This window comes from Streptosporangium sp. NPDC049644, assembly GCF_040675205.1.
GTDB classification, from domain to species: domain Bacteria; phylum Actinomycetota; class Actinomycetes; order Streptosporangiales; family Streptosporangiaceae; genus Streptosporangium; species Streptosporangium fukuiense.
On record NZ_JBFAOJ010000002.1, the window covers coordinates 145,098 to 159,955 of the forward strand.

At 70.6% G+C, this 14,858-nt stretch carries 16 protein-coding genes; 9 read left to right on the forward strand and 7 right to left on the reverse strand.

Going from position 1 to position 14,858, the window contains the following annotated elements; translation table 11 throughout:
* Positions 1–160 precede the first annotated feature (160 nt).
* The 6 genes from AB0J58_RS01740 (at position 161) to AB0J58_RS01765 (ending at position 6,105) form a co-directional block, all read left to right on the forward strand.
* Positions 161–1,711, forward strand: a complete 1,551-nt coding sequence (locus AB0J58_RS01740) for an ABC transporter substrate-binding protein (RefSeq protein WP_364208855.1) — start codon at positions 161–163, stop codon at positions 1,709–1,711.
* Entirely contained in the window at positions 1,708–2,688 is a 981-nt protein-coding gene (locus AB0J58_RS01745) for an ABC transporter permease (protein WP_364208859.1), read from the forward strand. The genes AB0J58_RS01740 and AB0J58_RS01745 overlap by 4 nt, the downstream gene beginning before the upstream one ends.
* On the forward strand, positions 2,689–3,501 hold the full coding sequence (locus AB0J58_RS01750) for an ABC transporter permease (protein ID WP_364208862.1): 813 nt from the start codon (positions 2,689–2,691) through the stop codon (positions 3,499–3,501).
* Positions 3,498–4,433 carry an ABC transporter ATP-binding protein gene (locus AB0J58_RS01755; RefSeq protein WP_364208864.1) on the forward strand — a complete coding sequence of 312 codons (936 nt, stop codon included), beginning with the start codon at positions 3,498–3,500 and terminating at the stop codon, positions 4,431–4,433. Before AB0J58_RS01750 ends, AB0J58_RS01755 begins: the two co-directional genes overlap by 4 nt.
* Positions 4,426–5,082 (forward strand): ATP-binding cassette domain-containing protein, encoded by a 657-nt coding sequence (locus AB0J58_RS01760; protein ID WP_364208866.1) that lies wholly within the window; start codon positions 4,426–4,428, stop codon positions 5,080–5,082. The genes AB0J58_RS01755 and AB0J58_RS01760 overlap by 8 nt, the downstream gene beginning before the upstream one ends.
* A gap of 111 nt (positions 5,083–5,193) precedes the next feature.
* Positions 5,194–6,105, forward strand: coding sequence for a LysR family transcriptional regulator (locus AB0J58_RS01765; protein ID WP_343963344.1), 912 nt, complete (start codon positions 5,194–5,196; stop codon positions 6,103–6,105).
* A gap of 197 nt (positions 6,106–6,302) precedes the next feature.
* Here the strand turns inward: AB0J58_RS01765 and AB0J58_RS01770 are convergent, their stop codons facing one another.
* From AB0J58_RS01770 to AB0J58_RS01790, 5 genes are read right to left on the reverse strand one after another with little or no spacing between them, the layout of a single operon-like run.
* Complete coding sequence (locus tag AB0J58_RS01770) at positions 6,303–7,145, reverse strand: serine hydrolase (RefSeq protein WP_364208868.1); 843 nt, start codon at positions 7,143–7,145, stop codon at positions 6,303–6,305.
* Positions 7,142–8,746 (reverse strand): amidohydrolase family protein, encoded by a 1,605-nt coding sequence (locus AB0J58_RS01775; protein ID WP_364208870.1) that lies wholly within the window; start codon positions 8,744–8,746, stop codon positions 7,142–7,144. Before AB0J58_RS01775 ends, AB0J58_RS01770 begins: the two co-directional genes overlap by 4 nt.
* Positions 8,743–9,507, reverse strand: a complete 765-nt coding sequence (locus AB0J58_RS01780; RefSeq protein ID WP_364208872.1) for an amino acid ABC transporter ATP-binding protein — start codon at positions 9,505–9,507, stop codon at positions 8,743–8,745. Before AB0J58_RS01780 ends, AB0J58_RS01775 begins: the two co-directional genes overlap by 4 nt.
* The gene (locus AB0J58_RS01785; RefSeq protein ID WP_364208874.1) at positions 9,507–10,421 is read right to left on the reverse strand and encodes an amino acid ABC transporter permease; all 915 of its coding nucleotides are present in this window, start codon (positions 10,419–10,421) and stop codon (positions 9,507–9,509) included. Before AB0J58_RS01785 ends, AB0J58_RS01780 begins: the two co-directional genes overlap by 1 nt.
* Positions 10,418–11,302: an ABC transporter substrate-binding protein gene (locus AB0J58_RS01790; RefSeq protein WP_364208877.1), complete on the reverse strand. Its 885-nt coding sequence runs from the start codon at positions 11,300–11,302 to the stop codon at positions 10,418–10,420. The genes AB0J58_RS01785 and AB0J58_RS01790 overlap by 4 nt, the downstream gene beginning before the upstream one ends.
* A 144-nt stretch (positions 11,303–11,446) precedes the next feature.
* Between AB0J58_RS01790 and lysA the strand changes: the two genes are divergently transcribed.
* Positions 11,447–12,730 (forward strand): diaminopimelate decarboxylase, encoded by a 1,284-nt coding sequence (lysA, locus tag AB0J58_RS01795; RefSeq protein ID WP_364208880.1) that lies wholly within the window; start codon positions 11,447–11,449, stop codon positions 12,728–12,730.
* A gap of 115 nt (positions 12,731–12,845) precedes the next feature.
* Complete coding sequence (locus AB0J58_RS01800) at positions 12,846–13,367, forward strand: hemerythrin domain-containing protein (protein ID WP_364208883.1); 522 nt, start codon at positions 12,846–12,848, stop codon at positions 13,365–13,367.
* 80 nt (positions 13,368–13,447) lie between these two features.
* Here AB0J58_RS01800 and AB0J58_RS01805 read toward each other — a convergent pair whose 3' ends face one another.
* On the reverse strand, positions 13,448–13,855 hold the full coding sequence (locus AB0J58_RS01805) for a RidA family protein (RefSeq protein ID WP_364208886.1): 408 nt from the start codon (positions 13,853–13,855) through the stop codon (positions 13,448–13,450).
* Positions 13,856–13,996: 141 nt separating this feature from the next.
* Between AB0J58_RS01805 and AB0J58_RS01810 the strand changes: the two genes are divergently transcribed.
* Positions 13,997–14,377, forward strand: a complete 381-nt coding sequence (locus AB0J58_RS01810; RefSeq protein ID WP_364208889.1) for a helix-turn-helix domain-containing protein — start codon at positions 13,997–13,999, stop codon at positions 14,375–14,377.
* A gap of 92 nt (positions 14,378–14,469) precedes the next feature.
* On the opposite strand, the gene AB0J58_RS01815 is transcribed toward AB0J58_RS01810, so the two are convergent.
* Complete coding sequence (locus tag AB0J58_RS01815; protein ID WP_364208892.1) at positions 14,470–14,724, reverse strand: hypothetical protein; 255 nt, start codon at positions 14,722–14,724, stop codon at positions 14,470–14,472.
* Positions 14,725–14,858: the final 134 nt, after the last annotated feature.

Here is a 14,858-nt window from a genome sequence, read left to right on the forward strand (position 1 = left end):
GTGAAACCAGAAGGCGGGTGCCGCGGAGAACCGCAGCCGTCCTGAGGGCACGACCCACTCGCGCCGCCGGGCGGCGAGACCTCCTCGTCCGCAACCTGAGCGCCACGGGAAGTCCATCCCAAGTTATTGCAAGTTAATTGCAAGTGATAGAAGTTCTCTTGTGACAAAACTTCTCCAGAAGTCCGCCACGCTGTGCGTCGTCCTCGCCCTGGCCGGTGCGGCCTGCTCCGCCCCCCGAGAGGCGGCCGACCCGCCGGATGACACGTTCGTCATCGGCCTGAGCTCGGAGTTCGACAATTTGAGCCCGGTGCTCGGGTTCTCCCCTGACGGGGGCTCGTTGATCTTCGACGGGTTGATGAGCCGGGCACCCGACCTGACGATCAAGCCCGCGCTCGCCGCTGAGCCGCCCACCGTCTCCGAGGACGGGACGACCGTCACCTTCACCCTGAAAGAGGGGCTGAAGTTCCACGACGGCAAGCCGCTGACCAGCAAGGACGTGGAGTACACCTACGAGGCGCTGCTCGATCCCGCCAACAACTCCACGATCAGGAGCGACTATTCGGCGATCAAGGACGTGGCGGCTCCCGACGCGCGGACCGTGGTGTTCGGCCTCCGCTACCCCTATGCGCCGTTCGTGCAGCGCACCACGCTCGGCATCGTGCCGGCGGGCACGATGGAGAAGACCAGGCCGGTCGGCAGCGGCCCCTACCGGTTCGTCTCCTGGACGCCCGGAGACAAGATCGTGCTGGAGGCGAACAAGGAGTACTGGGGTGGCGCTCCGGCGATCTCCAGGCTGGTGCTCGCCTTCGCACCCGACGACAACGTGCGCGCGACCCGGGTCCGGGCGGGCGAGTTCGACGCCACCGTGCTGCCGCCGAAGGCCGCCGCCGGGTTGCGCGGCCGGCAGGACCTGACCGTGTACGACGTGCCGAGCGCCGACTATCGCGCGATCATGTTCCCGATGACCCGGCCGGTGACCGGCGACCTGGCCGTACGCAGGGCGTTCGGCCTGGCCCTCGACCGGCAGGCGATGGTCGACACGATCCTGGCCGGCGCGGGCGTCCCCGCCTACGGGCCGATCTCGCCCGACACCGGATGGCACAACCCCGAGGTGACCGGCGGCACCGACCCCGAAGCCGCCGGCAGGCTGCTCGACGAGGCGGGCTGGACCATGGGCAAGGACGGCATCAGGGAGAAGGACGGCAAGGACGCCGAGTTCACCCTGATGTATCCGGCGGGCGACTCGCTGCGCAAGGAACTCGCGCTGGCCGCCGCCTCCGACGCCAAGAGGATCGGCCTGCGGGTCGAGCCGATCGGCCTGGACTGGGACGCGATCGAGGCGCGACTGGACAGGGACGCGGCGGTCATGGGGTTCGGCAGCCCGTACGACCCCGACTACGTCAACTACGAGCTGTTCCACTCCGACTTCAAGGGCCAGGGCTTCTTCAACCCGGGCCGCTACGACAACCCCGAGGCCGACAGGCTGCTGGAGCAGGGCAGGGCCGCGGGCGAGCAGGCGGAACGCGAGCGGATCTACGCCGACTTCCAGAAGGTCGTCAGGGACGACGAGGTCTATTCGTACCTGGTCTTCCTCAAGCACGTGTACGTGATCCGCGGCAGGTACGAAGGGATCGTGCCGGGCGTGGACGGCCACGAGCACGCCACCGGAGGCCTGTTCGCCGGCATCCACACCTGGAAGCCGGTCGCGTGAGAGCGATACTCAGGATGGTCGTCTGGCGGATGGCCTTCGCGGTGCCGCTGCTGGTGGCCGTCACGATCGGCATGTTCGCGCTGGCCCAGGCGTCCCCCTTCGACCCGGTCAGGCAGTACCTCGGCGAACGCGCGCTGGTCACCTCTCCGGAGGTGATCGAGTCGATCAGGCGGAATTGGGGCCTGGACCGGCCGTTCCTCGAGCAGTACGCCACCTGGTTCGGCAATCTGGTCAGCGGCGAGCTGGGCGAGTCGCGCTCCTTCCACCGGCCGGTCAGCGAGATCATCGGGGAGCGGCTGGGCTGGACCCTGCTGGCCACCGGCTCGGCGCTGGTGCTGATGTTCGCCGGCAGCCTGGTGGCCGGCACCCTCGCCGCCTGGCGACGCGGCTCCTGGATGGACCGGGTGATCACCGGCGGCGCGTTCGCCAACGAGGCCGCCCCGGTGTTCTGGCTGGGGCTGCTGGCCATCTGGGTCTTCGCGGTCCAGCTGGACTGGCTGCCGGCGGGGGGCCTGACCGACGCGGCGTCGACCACGACCAGCCCCGCTGACGTGGCCGCGCACCTGGTCCTGCCGGTCACGGTGCTGGCGATCTCCCAGTCCTCGTGGCTGGTGCTCTACGTGCGGGAGTCGGTCATCGGGGTGCTGCGGGAGGACTTCGTGATCGGCGCGCGTGCCCGTGGCCTGCGCGAGCGAACCGTGATCTCGCGGCATGCGCTGAGGTCGGCGCTGCTGCCCTTTCTCACCCTGCTCGGGACCCGGATGCCGGAGCTGGTCACCGGCGCGATCCTGGTCGAAACGATCTTCTCCTGGCCCGGCGTCGCCGCGGCCTCGGTACAGTCGGCGCTGGCCATGGACTTCCCGCTGCTGGCGGCGCTCACGCTGCTGGGTACGGCGGCGGTACTGGTCGGCAATCTGCTCGCCGACATCGCCTACACCGTGGCCGATCCGCGGGTGCGTACTCTGGGGGTGGGCTGAATGCCGGTGAGATTCGCGATCGGCACCCTGGTGCTGCTGGCGCTCGCCGTACTCCTGGTGCCGCCCGTCGTGCAGCTCGACCAGAGCCTGGTGGACCTGCGCGCGGCCGGGCAGCCCCCCTCGCTCTCGCACCCCCTCGGCACCGACGAGGTCGGGCGGGACGTGCTGATCCGGTCGATCTACGGCCTGCGGGTCTCCTTCCTCGTGGGCCTGGTGGCCGCGCTGGTCAGCATGGTGATCGGCGGACTCGTGGGCCTGGCGGCGGGCACTCTGGGAGGGCTGCCGGACCGCCTTCTCATGCGGGTGGTGGACGGCTTCAACGCCCTGCCGCACCTGCTGTTCGGCATCTTCATCGTCGCGCTGTTCGCGCCGAGCGCCGCCGCCGTGGTGGTCTCCGTGGGTGTGACGCACTGGACCACGGCGGCGCGGATCGTGCGCTCCGAGGTGCTCTCGCTGCGCTCGCGCCCGTTCGTGGAGGCGGCGATCTCCGGAGGCTCGACCAGGACGCGGGTGATCCGCCGCCATCTCCTGCCGCACCTTCTCCCTCACCTGATGCTGGCGACGGTGCTGATGATGCCCCACGCGATCTGGCACGAGACCGCGCTGAGCTTCCTCGGCCTGGGACTCCCGCCGCACCTGGCCTCACTCGGCAACATGATCAACGATGGGCAGCGCTCGCTGCTCACCGGCGACTGGTGGTCGAGCCTGATGCCCGGCCTGTTCATCCTGGTGCCCACGCTGGCGGTGTCGGTGCTGGCCCAGCACTGGCGCGACCGCCGTAACCCCCGCTGGAGATCGGAGCTGGAACTGTGACCGGCAGGAGACGGCTACGGGTCCAGGGGCTGAGCGTCAGCTTCCGCATCCCGGGCGCGCGGGTGCGAGCGGTCAGCGAGGCGACCTTCGAGGTGCGACCCGGTAGCTGCCTGGCCCTGGTGGGCGAGTCCGGATGCGGCAAGTCGGTGCTCGCGCACGCGCTGCTCGGCCTGCTGCCGGACAACGCGACCGTCTCCGGCCAGGCATGGCTGGAATGCGGCGAGGAGCCGGTGGAACTGCTCGGCGCCTCGCAGGCCGTACTGGCCAGACGGGTGCGCGGGCGTGAGATCGGACTCATCCCGCAGAGCCCGGCCACCCACCTCACGCCCGTGCGCACGGCACGGGCGCAACTCCAGGAGGCCATACGCGAACTCGGCTCGCGTGCCACGGCCGATGACCTGGCGGCGCGGTACGGCCTGCGCCCGCGGGAGCTGGACCGCTACCCGCACGAGCTGTCGGGCGGCATGGCCCAGCGCGTGGCGAACGCGATCGCGCTGGCGGGCGACCCGTGGCTGGTGCTGGCCGACGAGCCGACCAGCGGGCTGGACCGGCCGCTGGTGGACCGGGCGATGGGAACGCTGCGCGAGCTGTGCGACGAGGGACGTGCCGTACTGCTGATCACACACGACCTGCGCGCCGCCGAACGGGTCGCCGACGACCTCGCGGTGATGTACGCCAGCCGCCTGGTCGAGGTGGGGCCGGTGGCCGAGGTGCTCGGGCGCCCCCGCCATCCGTACACGGCGGGGCTGGTGGCGGCCCAGCCGGATCGGGCGTTCGTCCCCATCCCCGGCCTGCCGCCCGAGCTGACCCGGCTGCCCGAAGGGTGTGCGTTCCGGTCGCGCTGCGGCCACGAGACCGGGCGGTGCGCCGTGCCGCCGCCGATGGACGGCGGCGTGGCCTGCCATCACCCCCTGGAGGACAGGCATGCTTGAGGCGTCCGGAATCACCGTCAGGTACGGCGGGCACACCGCGCTGGACGAGGCGTCCCTGACGATCACGCCGGGTAAGGTGACCGGCCTGGCCGGGCCGAGCGGCTGCGGGAAGTCGACGCTGGCCAGGGTCATGGCGCTGATGCTGCGTCCGGTGTCGGGCACGCTCACCGTGGACGGCACGGTCGTGACGCGCTGGCGGCAGCGCGCGGCCCGCGACCTGCGCACCCGAGTGGCTCTGATCTACCAGCAACCCAGGCTCTCGGTGGATCCGCGCCTCAAACTCGCCGAGGTGATCGGCGAGCCGCTGGCCGCGAACGGCCGGCCGGACGAAGGGCGCGTCACCGAACTGGCCCGGGAGACAGGTCTGACCGGCGAGCTGCTCACCCGGTGGCCGCACGAGGTCTCCGACGGGCAGTTGCAGCGGGCCTGTGTGGCCAGGGCACTGACCCTGGAACCCCGCTACCTGGTCTGCGACGAGATGACCACCATGCTGGACGCCTCCACGCAGGCACACCTGGTCGGGGTGGTGAACGCCTACCGGGAGCGTACCGGGGCGGGAGTGCTGGCGATCAGTCACGACCCGGTCCTGCTGGATCGCTGGGCCGACGAGGTCGTCGGTCTCGCCGGACCCGGAGAGCAGTCTCCGTGACGAACGCGATCTCGTATGTGGATCGCACCGGCGTCCCGGCATCGCAGGAGCGGAACACGGCCCCGTGACCCCCGGCTGTCCGGCCGCCTCACCGGTGCCGATACTGGAACGATGCTGAGCAGCCAACGCCTGCGGGTGCTTCTGGAGATCTTCAGAACGGGAAGCATCGCGGGAGCCGCCCGAACCCTGCGGCTCTCGCCCTCCGCCGTGTCCCACCAGCTCTCCAAGCTGGAGGAGGAGGCAGGCATGGGCCTGGTCGAGCGGGGCGCGCAGAGCCTGCGGCTGACCGCGGCCGGGCGGCGGCTCGCGACCCGGGCGCAGGAGGTGCTCGACATCATCGAGGCGGCGGAGAAGGATCTGCTGGCGCAGGCCAGGGCCGACGCCGGGCAACTGCGGATCGGTTTCTTCGCCTCCGCGGGATACCGGCTGCTGCCGCTGGCACTGTCGACCTTCACCGCCCGCCACCCCGCCGTGGAACTCGACCTGGTGCTCGGCCAGCCGCACGAGCTCCTGCCCGACCTGGAGCGCGGCGCGCTGGACGTCCTGGTCGTCTTCGAGCACGCGCTCGATCCCTGGAAGCCGCCGGAAGGGGTCGAGGTCATCCACCTGTTCGACGAGCCGCAGCTTCTGGTCGTGCCGCCGGGCCATCCGGCGGGGCAGCGGCAGCGGGTACGGCTCGCCGACCTGGCCGGCGAGCCGTGGATCACCACGTACGGCACCGACACCCCGGTCTCGGTGCTGGAGCGTGCCAGCGCGCTGGAGGGGTTCAATCCGATGATCCGCTGTCGCAGCGACCACTACGAGGTCACCCTCGGACTGGTCAGGGCCGGGCTGGGGGTGGCGCTGGTGCCCAGCCTCGGCGCGCAGGGGGCCTCGGGCATCCAGGTGTGCAGGTTGGACGGGCCCCGCCTCTACCGCAGGATCGGCGCCGCCACCCGTCCGACCAACCCCAATCCGGCGCTGCGCTCCTTCATCGACTACCTGCGCGACGCCTCGGCCCAGATCCGCAACGCCCTGCGCTGACTCCTCGACGACCCGGCCGAACCCGGGATCGGACCCGCGGCGCCGAGCACGGCGGAACTCGCGCGAGTCGCCGAAGCCGTCGAGTGGAGCGGCACCGGCTTCCAGCGGCGCCATGGACGCCCGCGCGGGCGGAGCCGTCGCCGTCGAGGTGCCGGGGGACACGCCGGCATGGCCGGGGCCGGCCGGCGTGTCCCGGGTCAGCGGTCGAGAGGCAGGCCGGCCAGGCGGCCGATGGCCAGGCCGGCCTGGCGGGCACGCGCCACCAGGGTGTGCTCGCCTCCGGCGGGACCGTTGGCCAGCACGGCGTAGCCGATCCGGCCTCCGGCGCCGATCATCACCCCCACGTCGGCCCGCACGCCGACGTCGGTGCCGGTCTTGTTCGCCACCCAGACCGTCCCGGCGGGAACGGAGCCGGGGATCTCCCGCGCCTCCGGCTCGCTCGGCAGCAGGGCGGGAACCAGGCTCCGGTCGGTGTTGCAGGCCATCCAGCCCAGCAGGAGCCGGGTCCACTCCCGCCGGCCGTCGAGCCCGGCCGCGAACCGGGCGAGCTCGCCCGCCGTACCGACGGCGAAGGTCGGCGGGTGCGAGGGCAGGCGCGGCTCGCGGATCCGGTCGAGGATCCGCGTCCGCGCGAAGCCGAGCGCGGCGGCGCCCTCGGCGACCCGGTCCAGGCCGAGCCGGCGCAGCAGCGCGTTGGTCGCGGTGTTGTCGCTCACCGACGCGGTGAGCACGGCGAGATCCCCGATCGCCCAGCGGCGGCCGGACAGGACGCCGAGGAGACCGGAACCCCCGCAGCGGTCGTCCTCCCGCAGCTCCACGATCTCGGCGGGGTCGAGCTCCCCCTCGGCGATCCCCCGTGCCACCACGGCGAGCAACAGCAGCTTGCCGGCACTGGCGAGGGTCAGCTCGACGTCCTCGTTGACGGAGATCAGCCCCGGCACCGACACGGCCACCCTGGTGATCGCCGCGGTGGCGTCGCTCCCATCCCGCGGGCCGGACTCCGTCATCGTCTCGTCCTCACCGTCGATACCGTCGATCACGTGGCCAGCACCGTCCCCGGCCGGGCGCCGGTCCCGGCGCCGTCGCGGACCACGCTCTCACCGGCGACGATCACCAGGTGGACTCCGGTCGGCGGGACCAGCGGCGCGGCGAAGGTGGCGCCGTCGGCGATCGAGTCGGGGTCGAAGACGACCAGGTCGGCGTGGGCGCCGTCACTGATCACGCCGCGCCCCGTCAGCCCGAACCTGGCCGCGGCCATGCCGGTCATCTTGTGCACCGCCGTCTCCAGGCCGAGCAGTCCCAGCTCCCGGGTGTAGTGCCCGAGCACTCGGGGGAACGTCCCCGCCCAGCGCGGGTGGGGGCGGCCGCCGGGTTTGGGCACGCCGTCGGAGCCGATCATCGAGTACGGCGCGGCCAGCACCCGCCGTACATCGTCCTCGACCATGGAGTGGCTGATGATCGTGACCTCGCCCCGCTCGGCGACGAGCAGGGCGGCGGCCACGTCGAGGGGGTCCTGGCCGCGGGCGGCGGCCAGCTCGGCGATCGTGTGCCCCTCCGTCTCGGGGTGGTGTGGCGCGCAGGCGATCGAGATGCGGTCCCAGCCGCCGTTGCCGACGGTGTTCTCCCAGCCGGGGACGCCCTCGGCGATGGCCCGGCGCATCCGGTCGCGCTGGCCCGCGTCGGCCAGCCGCGCCATCAGCGCGGACAGCCCACCGTCCGAGGCCCAGGGCGGGAGCATCGCGCCCAGCGCCGTGCTTCCCGCGGTGTAGGGATAGACGTCGCAGGTCACGTCCATGCCCTCGGCCCGCAGCCCGGCGATTCTGGGCAGGGTGCGCTCGGTGCGTCCCCAGGCGTACTTGCCCGCCGTCTTGTGGTGGGAGATGTGCAGCGGGGCACCGCTCCTGCGCGCGATCTCGACGGCCTCCTCCAGAGCCTCCTCCACGCGCGACATCTCATCGCGCAGGTGGGTGACGTACGGCTTGCCGTGCCCGGCCGCGACGGCGGCCAGCGCGACGACCTCGTCGGTGCTCGCGTAGGTGCCGGGGGTGTAGATGAGCCCGCTGGAGAGCCCGGCCGCGCCCGCCGAGAGCGCCCGGTCGAGCAGCGCGCACATGGTCTCCAGCTCGCCGGGGGTGGCGGCCCGATCGACGGGACCGATCACTCCGGCGCGGAGCGTGCCGTGCCCGACGAGGGAGGCGAGATGGTTGGCGCGGGGTACGGCCGCGTGCGCGGCGGCGAACTCGGCGAAGCCCTCGTACATCCCGACGTCGCCGCCGAAGTAGACCCGGCTCTCCGCGCGCATCGCGGCCAGCCGTTCCGGCAGGGCGGGAAAGAGGCTGGAGCCGCAGTTGCCGCAGATCTCCGTGGTGACCCCCTGCAGGACGGCGGCCTGGACCAGGTCGCCGCCCAGTTCCCCGTCGATCAGGGTGACGCCGTCGGAGTGGGTGTGCGCGTCGATGAAGCCGGGGGCGACGACGAGGCCGGTCACGTCCTCGGTGTGGCGGGAGCCGGCCGGGGTTTCCGGGGGCAGCAACGTGAGGCGACCGGCGAGGACGCCGACGTCGGCGGGGCGGGCGGCATCGGGCGCCGCCGTACCGTCGACCACCAGGCCGCCCCGGAGCAGCAGGTCGAAGTGGGTCACAGGACCTGCCCGAGGAAGGTGCGGAAGCGTTCGTGGCGCGGGTTGGCGAGCACGTCGCGGGGGTGGCCCTGCTCGACGATCACCCCGCCGTCGATGAAGACCAGGCTGTCGCCGACCTCGCGGGCGAAGTTCATCTCGTGGGTCACGACCATCATCGTCATCCCGCTGGCGGCCAGATCCCGCATGACCGCGAGCACCTCCTGGACCAGCTCGGGGTCGAGCGCGCTGGTCGGCTCGTCGAAGAGCATGAGCTTGGGGTCCATGGCCAGGCTGCGGGCGATCGCCACGCGCTGCTGCTGGCCGCCGGAGAGCTGGGCGGGGTAGTGGTCCGCGCGGTCCGCCAGGCCGACCCGTTCCAGCAGTTGCAGTGCCCTGCTCCTGGCGTCCCTCTTGGAGACGCCCTTGACGACCACCGGGCCCTCCATGACGTTCTCCAGCGCCGTGCGGTGCGGGAAGAGGTGGAAGCGCTGGAACACCATGCCGATGCCCTGCCGCTGGCGGCAGAGCCCGGCGGGGCTCAGGTGGTGGAGCCGGTCGCCCTGTTCGGCGTAGCCGATCAGGTCGCCGTCCACCCGGATGCGGCCGGAGTCGATGGTCTCCAGCCGGTTGACGCAGCGCAGCAGTGTCGACTTGCCGGACCCGGACGGGCCGACGACGCAGACCACGCCGCCTACCGGCACATCCAGGCTGATGCCCTTGAGCACCTCGACGGAGCCGAAGCGCTTGCGCACCGAGCGGATGCTCACCATGGGCTCGGCCATCAGACGTTCCCCCTGCTGAACGGCCGCAGGTTGCGGCGGACCCTGACCTGCAGGGCGTGGTGGCCGCGCTCGAACCGCTTCTCGATGAAGTGCTGGCCGACGCTGGCGATGGTGGTGAGCACGATGTACCAGATGGAGGCCACGATGAGCAGCGCGATCACCTCGAAGTTGCCGAGATAGATGCGCTGGGAGACGGTCAGCAGCTCGGCCCCGGCGATGACCGAGACCATCGAGGTGGTCTTGAGCATCGAGATGAACTGGTTGCCGGTGGGCGGGATGATCACCCGCATCGCCTGGGGGAGCACCACCCGGCGAAGCACCTGCCGGTGCGACATGCCGAGCGCCTCGGCCGCCTCACGCTGGCCGGGGTCCACCGAGCGGATGCCCGCCCGGACGATCTCGGCCATGTAGGCGCCCTCGTTGATCGCCAGACCGAGCAGGGCCGCGGTGAAGGGCGTGATCAGCTCGTTGGCCTGCCACTCGATCAGCTTGGGGCCGTCGAACGGCAGGCCGATGCCGAAGGTGGGGAAGACCAGCCCGATGTTGAACCAGAAGATGAGCTGTACCAGCAGCGGGGTGCCGCGGAAGAACCAGGTGTAGAGCCCGGAGGCGCCCCGCAGCACGGGGCTGCCGGACAGCTGCATCACCGCGGCGAGGACGCCCAGCGCCAGGCCGATCACCATCGACAGCACGGTGAGCTGGATCGTGACCCACAGGCCGCCGAGGACCCTGCCGTCCATCAGGTACGCGGCGATGACGTCCCAGTGCAGGTTCTCGTTGACGATGATCGTGTAGGCCAGCCAGACCAGGACGAGTCCGGCGACCGCCGCCGTGATCCACCGGCCGGGCCGGGGCGGGCGGAGCGCGTCGATCGGCAGGTGCGGATTCTCGGTGTCCGCGGCCGTTCCGGTCATTTCCATGGCTTGGTGTTGACCGTCACCTCGGACACCGCGTTGCTCGCGACGCCGTACTTCTCCAGGATCGCCTGGTAACCGCCGTCGGCGCTCAGTTCCTGCATGGCCTTGGCCACGGCGTCGCGCAGCGCGGTGTTGCGCTTGTCGATCGCGATGCCCCAGGGGCCGGCGTCGTACTGCTCGGGCAGCACTTCGTACTTGCCGGTCTCCTTGGCGTACATCGCCGCGACGGGCGAGTCCACGATGGTGGCGACCGCGCGGCCGGAGTCGATGCTCAGCAGGCCGGTCGGCGCGTCCTCACTCTGCATGATCTGCATCTTCTTGGCGCACTTCTCGTCCTGCCGTTGCCCGATCGCGAGGTTCGAGCTGCCCTTGGCCAGCACGACGGTACGGCCGCACAGGTCCTCAAGGGTCTTGATGCCCTCGGGGTTGCCCTTCTTGACCATGATGGCCCCGCCGGCGTTGAAGTAGTCGATGAAGTCGACGGCCGCGCGGCGCTCCTCGGTGTCGCTCATCGAGGACATCACCACGTCCCAGTTGCCCGCCTGCAGGCCCGGGATCAGGCCGTCGAAGGCGGCGTTGGTCACCTTGACCTTCAGGCCGAGCTTGGCCGCGATCGCCTCGGCGAGGTCCGGGTCGACGCCGGTGAGCTGCTGGGTGCCCGGCTTGTACATCTCCATCGGCGGGTAGCCCTCCGAGGTCGCCATCCGGAGCTCGCCCTTCTCGCGGACGGCTTCGGGCACCAGTTCCTTGGCGGTCTTGCCGGCCGCCGAGGTGGCGCCCGCGTCGGCGTCGGTTCCCGACGACGAGCGCCCGCAACCGCCGGCGAATGCCGATACCGCCAGCGCGACAGCAATGACCGAATACAGGCGCTTTGTCACGGAATCTCCTAGTTTGCGAAAAGTTGAGTTTATGGTGTCGACGGGAGGTAACGGCCCCAACACACATGAATGCTTGCGAGTCTCAGCATCGAAAACTTCGCTGCTAAGACCGGACAAAAGCCATCAGTCTCTACCTTCGACACCATGACCTTGGTGATGGAGAACGGCTGGCCGCGCACCGCGGCATGGACCGGCGGGGAACTCCGCATCGGCGGGATCGGCGTGCGGGAGCTCGCCGCCGAATTCGGCACGCCCGCCTACGTCCTCGACGAGGAGGAGTTCCAGGGCCGCTGCGCCGAGTGGCGGGAGGCGCTCCCCGACGGGGAGGTGCACTACGGCGGCAAGGCCTTCCTCTGCCCCGAGGTGGTGCGCTGGCTGGAGGCGGCCGGACTCTGCCTCGACGTGTGCACCGGGGGCGAGCTGGCCGTGGCCCTGGCCGGGGGCATGGACCCCGCGCGGGTGGTCTTCCACGGCAACAACAAGTCGGTCGCCGAGCTGCGCCGCGCCGTCACCTGGGGCGTCGGCTGCGTGGTCGTGGACTCCTTCACCGAGATCGAGCGCCTGGCCGCCCTCGCGGACGAGGCGGGGATACGGCAGCGCATGATGATCCGGGTCACCCCCGGGGTGGAGGCGCACACCCACGAGTTCATCGCCACCGGGGGCGACGACTCGAAGTTCGGGTTCTCGCTCGCTGCCGGACTGGCGGCCGAGGCGGTCCGCCGGGTCCTGGCCACCACCTCACTGGAGCTGACCGGGCTGCACTCCCACATCGGCTCGCAGATCACCGATCTGGGCGGCTTCACCCTGGCCGCTCGCCGGATGGCCGACTTCCTGCTGGCCTGCGAGCTTGAGCACGGCGTGACGATCCCCAAGCTCGACCTCGGCGGCGGCCTGGGCATCGTCTACCGGCCCGGCGACCCGGTCCCGCCCCGCCCGGCCGAGGTGGTCGCGGTGTTGCGTGAGGCGGTACCCGCCCAGGTGCGGCTCGCCGTCGAGCCGGGCCGCTCGATCGCCGGACCCACCGCCGTCGCCCTCTACGAGGTGGGCACCGTCAAGGAGATCCCCGGCGTCAACACCTACGTCAGCGTGGACGGCGGGATGAGCGACAACCCGCGCCCCGCCATGTACGGCGCCGCCTACACCGCGCTTCTGGCCTCCCGCTCCTCGGACGCCCCCCCGCGTGAGGTCACCGTGGTCGGCAAGCACTGCGAGAGCGGCGACGTGCTCGTCCGGGATCTTCCGCTGCCCGCCGACGTACGGCCCGGCGACCTGCTGGCGATCCCCGCCTCGGGGGCCTACCAGCGGTCGATGGCGAGCAACTACAACCATGTGACGCGGCCCCCGGTGGTCGCCGTCCGAGACGGGGTCGCCAGGGCGATCGTGCGCCGGGAGACCGAGGAGGACCTGCTCCGCCTCTACCTGCGTTGACGGTTACCGGGCCGGGGGGCCGGTCGATTCCGATGCCGTCTTGACCGGTCGTCGCGATGATGATGAGGTTCTGTGCCAGCGTCGCGGTGCACCCGGCAAGGAGATCGCCGAGGGCATGGAGGCGCCGGAACACTGGACGACCGTGGAAACACCCGATGGACGCCTGCTGGCGTTCGGCAACCAACTGATCGAAGTGCACCTCTGGCTCCGTGAGGAGCTCGCCGCGCTCCGCGAGAACGTCGAGGTCCACCTCGACGGCGGCGCGCGACCCCGCGAACTGCGGGCGCACTGCCTGACCTTCTGTTCCGCCCTGAACCGGCACCACACCGGTGAGGACGGCGGCGCGTTCCCCGAGCTCGCCGAGCGGTTTCCCGAACTGCGCCCGGTGCTGGACGAACTGCGTCGTGACCACCGGCTGGTGGAGGACTCCCTCAGGAGGCTCGAGGCACTCGTCGGCGGCCTGGGCCAGGAGACGGATCCGGCCCGGGTGCGCGGCGAGCTGGACAGTCTCGCCGCGCTGATGGAGACGCACTTCGTCTACGAGGAGAAACGCATCGTCTCGGCGCTCAACGCGCTGAACGTGCCGGGCTGGGATCGTTTCCGGCCCGACTTCCTGTTCACCGACGAGGAGCGCTGATCGGCCCGGCGGATGCCCGGGTGAGCGGACACCGTCCTTCGCCCCGGGGCCGAGAACAGGCTCGGGGCGAAGACCTCCGCTCAGTCGATGATCGCGGTGGCTTCGACCTCGACCAGATGGTCGGGTACGTCCAGTGCCGCGACGCCCAGCAGCGTGGCCGGCGGGACCGGGGTGACCCCCAGCCTCGCGGCCGCCCGAGTGATCCCCTCCAGGAGCAGGGGCATCTTGTCGGAGGTCCAGTCGACGACGTGGACGGTCAGTTTCGCCACGTCGTCGAAGGAACCGCCGACCTCGGCCAGGGCGGTGCCGATGTTGAGATAGCACCGCTCGACCTGGGCGGCGAGGTCGCCTTCGCCGACCGTGACCCCATCGGCATCCCAGGCGACCTGCCCGGCGATGAAGACCAGCTTCGACCCGGTCGCGATCGACACCTGCCGGTAGGCATCGATTTCCGGCAATCCGCTGGGGTTCACCAGGGTGACGGCCATGCTGCCTGCCTCCTCGTCATGAGAGCCCGTGGGCTCGCCTTTACCAACCGAGACGCTCTTGGTCTCTTGTGGTTACTCAGGAACTGTAGGAGAGTGGCCGCTGACATGGAAGAACGCACTATTCAGTGACTGGGGAACCTTATGGTGACCAAGCAGTTCAAGGGCTCGCCCAACGAGGCGGACCTGACGCGCGCGGACTCCTTGGCGAGGGAGATCTTCTCGGACGTCGCCAACAAGTGGGCATTCCTGATCATCGAGTTTCTCGGTGAACGCACCCTGCGCTTCAGCGAGTTGCGGAACGAGGTCGAGGGCATCAGCCACAAGATGCTCACCCAGAACCTGCGCATGCTGGAGCGCAACGGCCTGGTCGAGCGGCGCGTGTACCCCACCGTGCCGCCGCGGGTCGAGTACACCCTCACCGAGCCGGGCCAGGCTCTGCGGGCGACGGTCGACGGAATGTGCGGCTGGACCCGCCACTACCTCGGTCACATCGAGGCATCCCGCCGCCGCTTCGACACCTGAGGAGCGGAGCACGGCCACGGAGGGCCTGCACGGTCGGCCCGGAACGGACTCACGGAGAGATCCGCCCCGAGCCGACGTTTTCTCAGGCTGTTTCAGTAGTAGAGATAAAGGGCGAAGCGGGAGCCTTCGAGGTCACACCTGTAAGCCTGGACGATGCCGCCGTTGGTGATGGCTGTGAAACCGGTCCTGTTGCAGTCGTTCTTGTACTGGTAGTAGCCCGCGAGGTGCCAGGATGGGGCGGCCTGCGCGGAGGCCGCCGTGGTGGCGGCCGCGGCGGGGCCGGCCATGGTGCCGAAGACAAGTCCACCGGCCATCAGTGCCGCTGTGGCCAGACGACGAGCTCTCATTTTCTTCCTGCCCTTCGTGAAGAAACACGTGCCATCTGAAATACGACTCCCGCGAGAATCGCGTCCCGAACACGTGACGTCCTGCCGGCAGAGTGCGTGATCTTCCTTGGAAGACGCTTGTGAGCCGCTGGGAA

Bases quoted from the DNA above. Each gene is read 5' to 3' on its own strand.
- AB0J58_RS01750 (WP_364208862.1), top strand. From the start codon at position 2,689: ATGCCGGTGAGATTCGCGATCGGCACCCTGGTGCTGCTGGCGCTCGCC.
- AB0J58_RS01760 (WP_364208866.1), top strand. From the start codon at position 4,426: ATGCTTGAGGCGTCCGGAATCACCGTCAGGTACGGCGGGCACACCGCG.
- AB0J58_RS01765 (WP_343963344.1), top strand. From the start codon at position 5,194: ATGCTGAGCAGCCAACGCCTGCGGGTGCTTCTGGAGATCTTCAGAACG.
- AB0J58_RS01780 (WP_364208872.1), bottom strand. From the start codon at position 9,507: ATGGCCGAGCCCATGGTGAGCATCCGCTCGGTGCGCAAGCGCTTCGGC.
- AB0J58_RS01785 (WP_364208874.1), bottom strand. From the start codon at position 10,421: ATGACCGGAACGGCCGCGGACACCGAGAATCCGCACCTGCCGATCGAC.
- lysA (WP_364208880.1), top strand. From the start codon at position 11,447: ATGACCTTGGTGATGGAGAACGGCTGGCCGCGCACCGCGGCATGGACC.
- AB0J58_RS01800 (WP_364208883.1), top strand. From the start codon at position 12,846: ATGGAGGCGCCGGAACACTGGACGACCGTGGAAACACCCGATGGACGC.
- AB0J58_RS01805 (WP_364208886.1), bottom strand. From the start codon at position 13,855: ATGGCCGTCACCCTGGTGAACCCCAGCGGATTGCCGGAAATCGATGCC.
- AB0J58_RS01810 (WP_364208889.1), top strand. From the start codon at position 13,997: ATGGTGACCAAGCAGTTCAAGGGCTCGCCCAACGAGGCGGACCTGACG.
- AB0J58_RS01815 (WP_364208892.1), bottom strand. From the start codon at position 14,724: ATGAGAGCTCGTCGTCTGGCCACAGCGGCACTGATGGCCGGTGGACTT.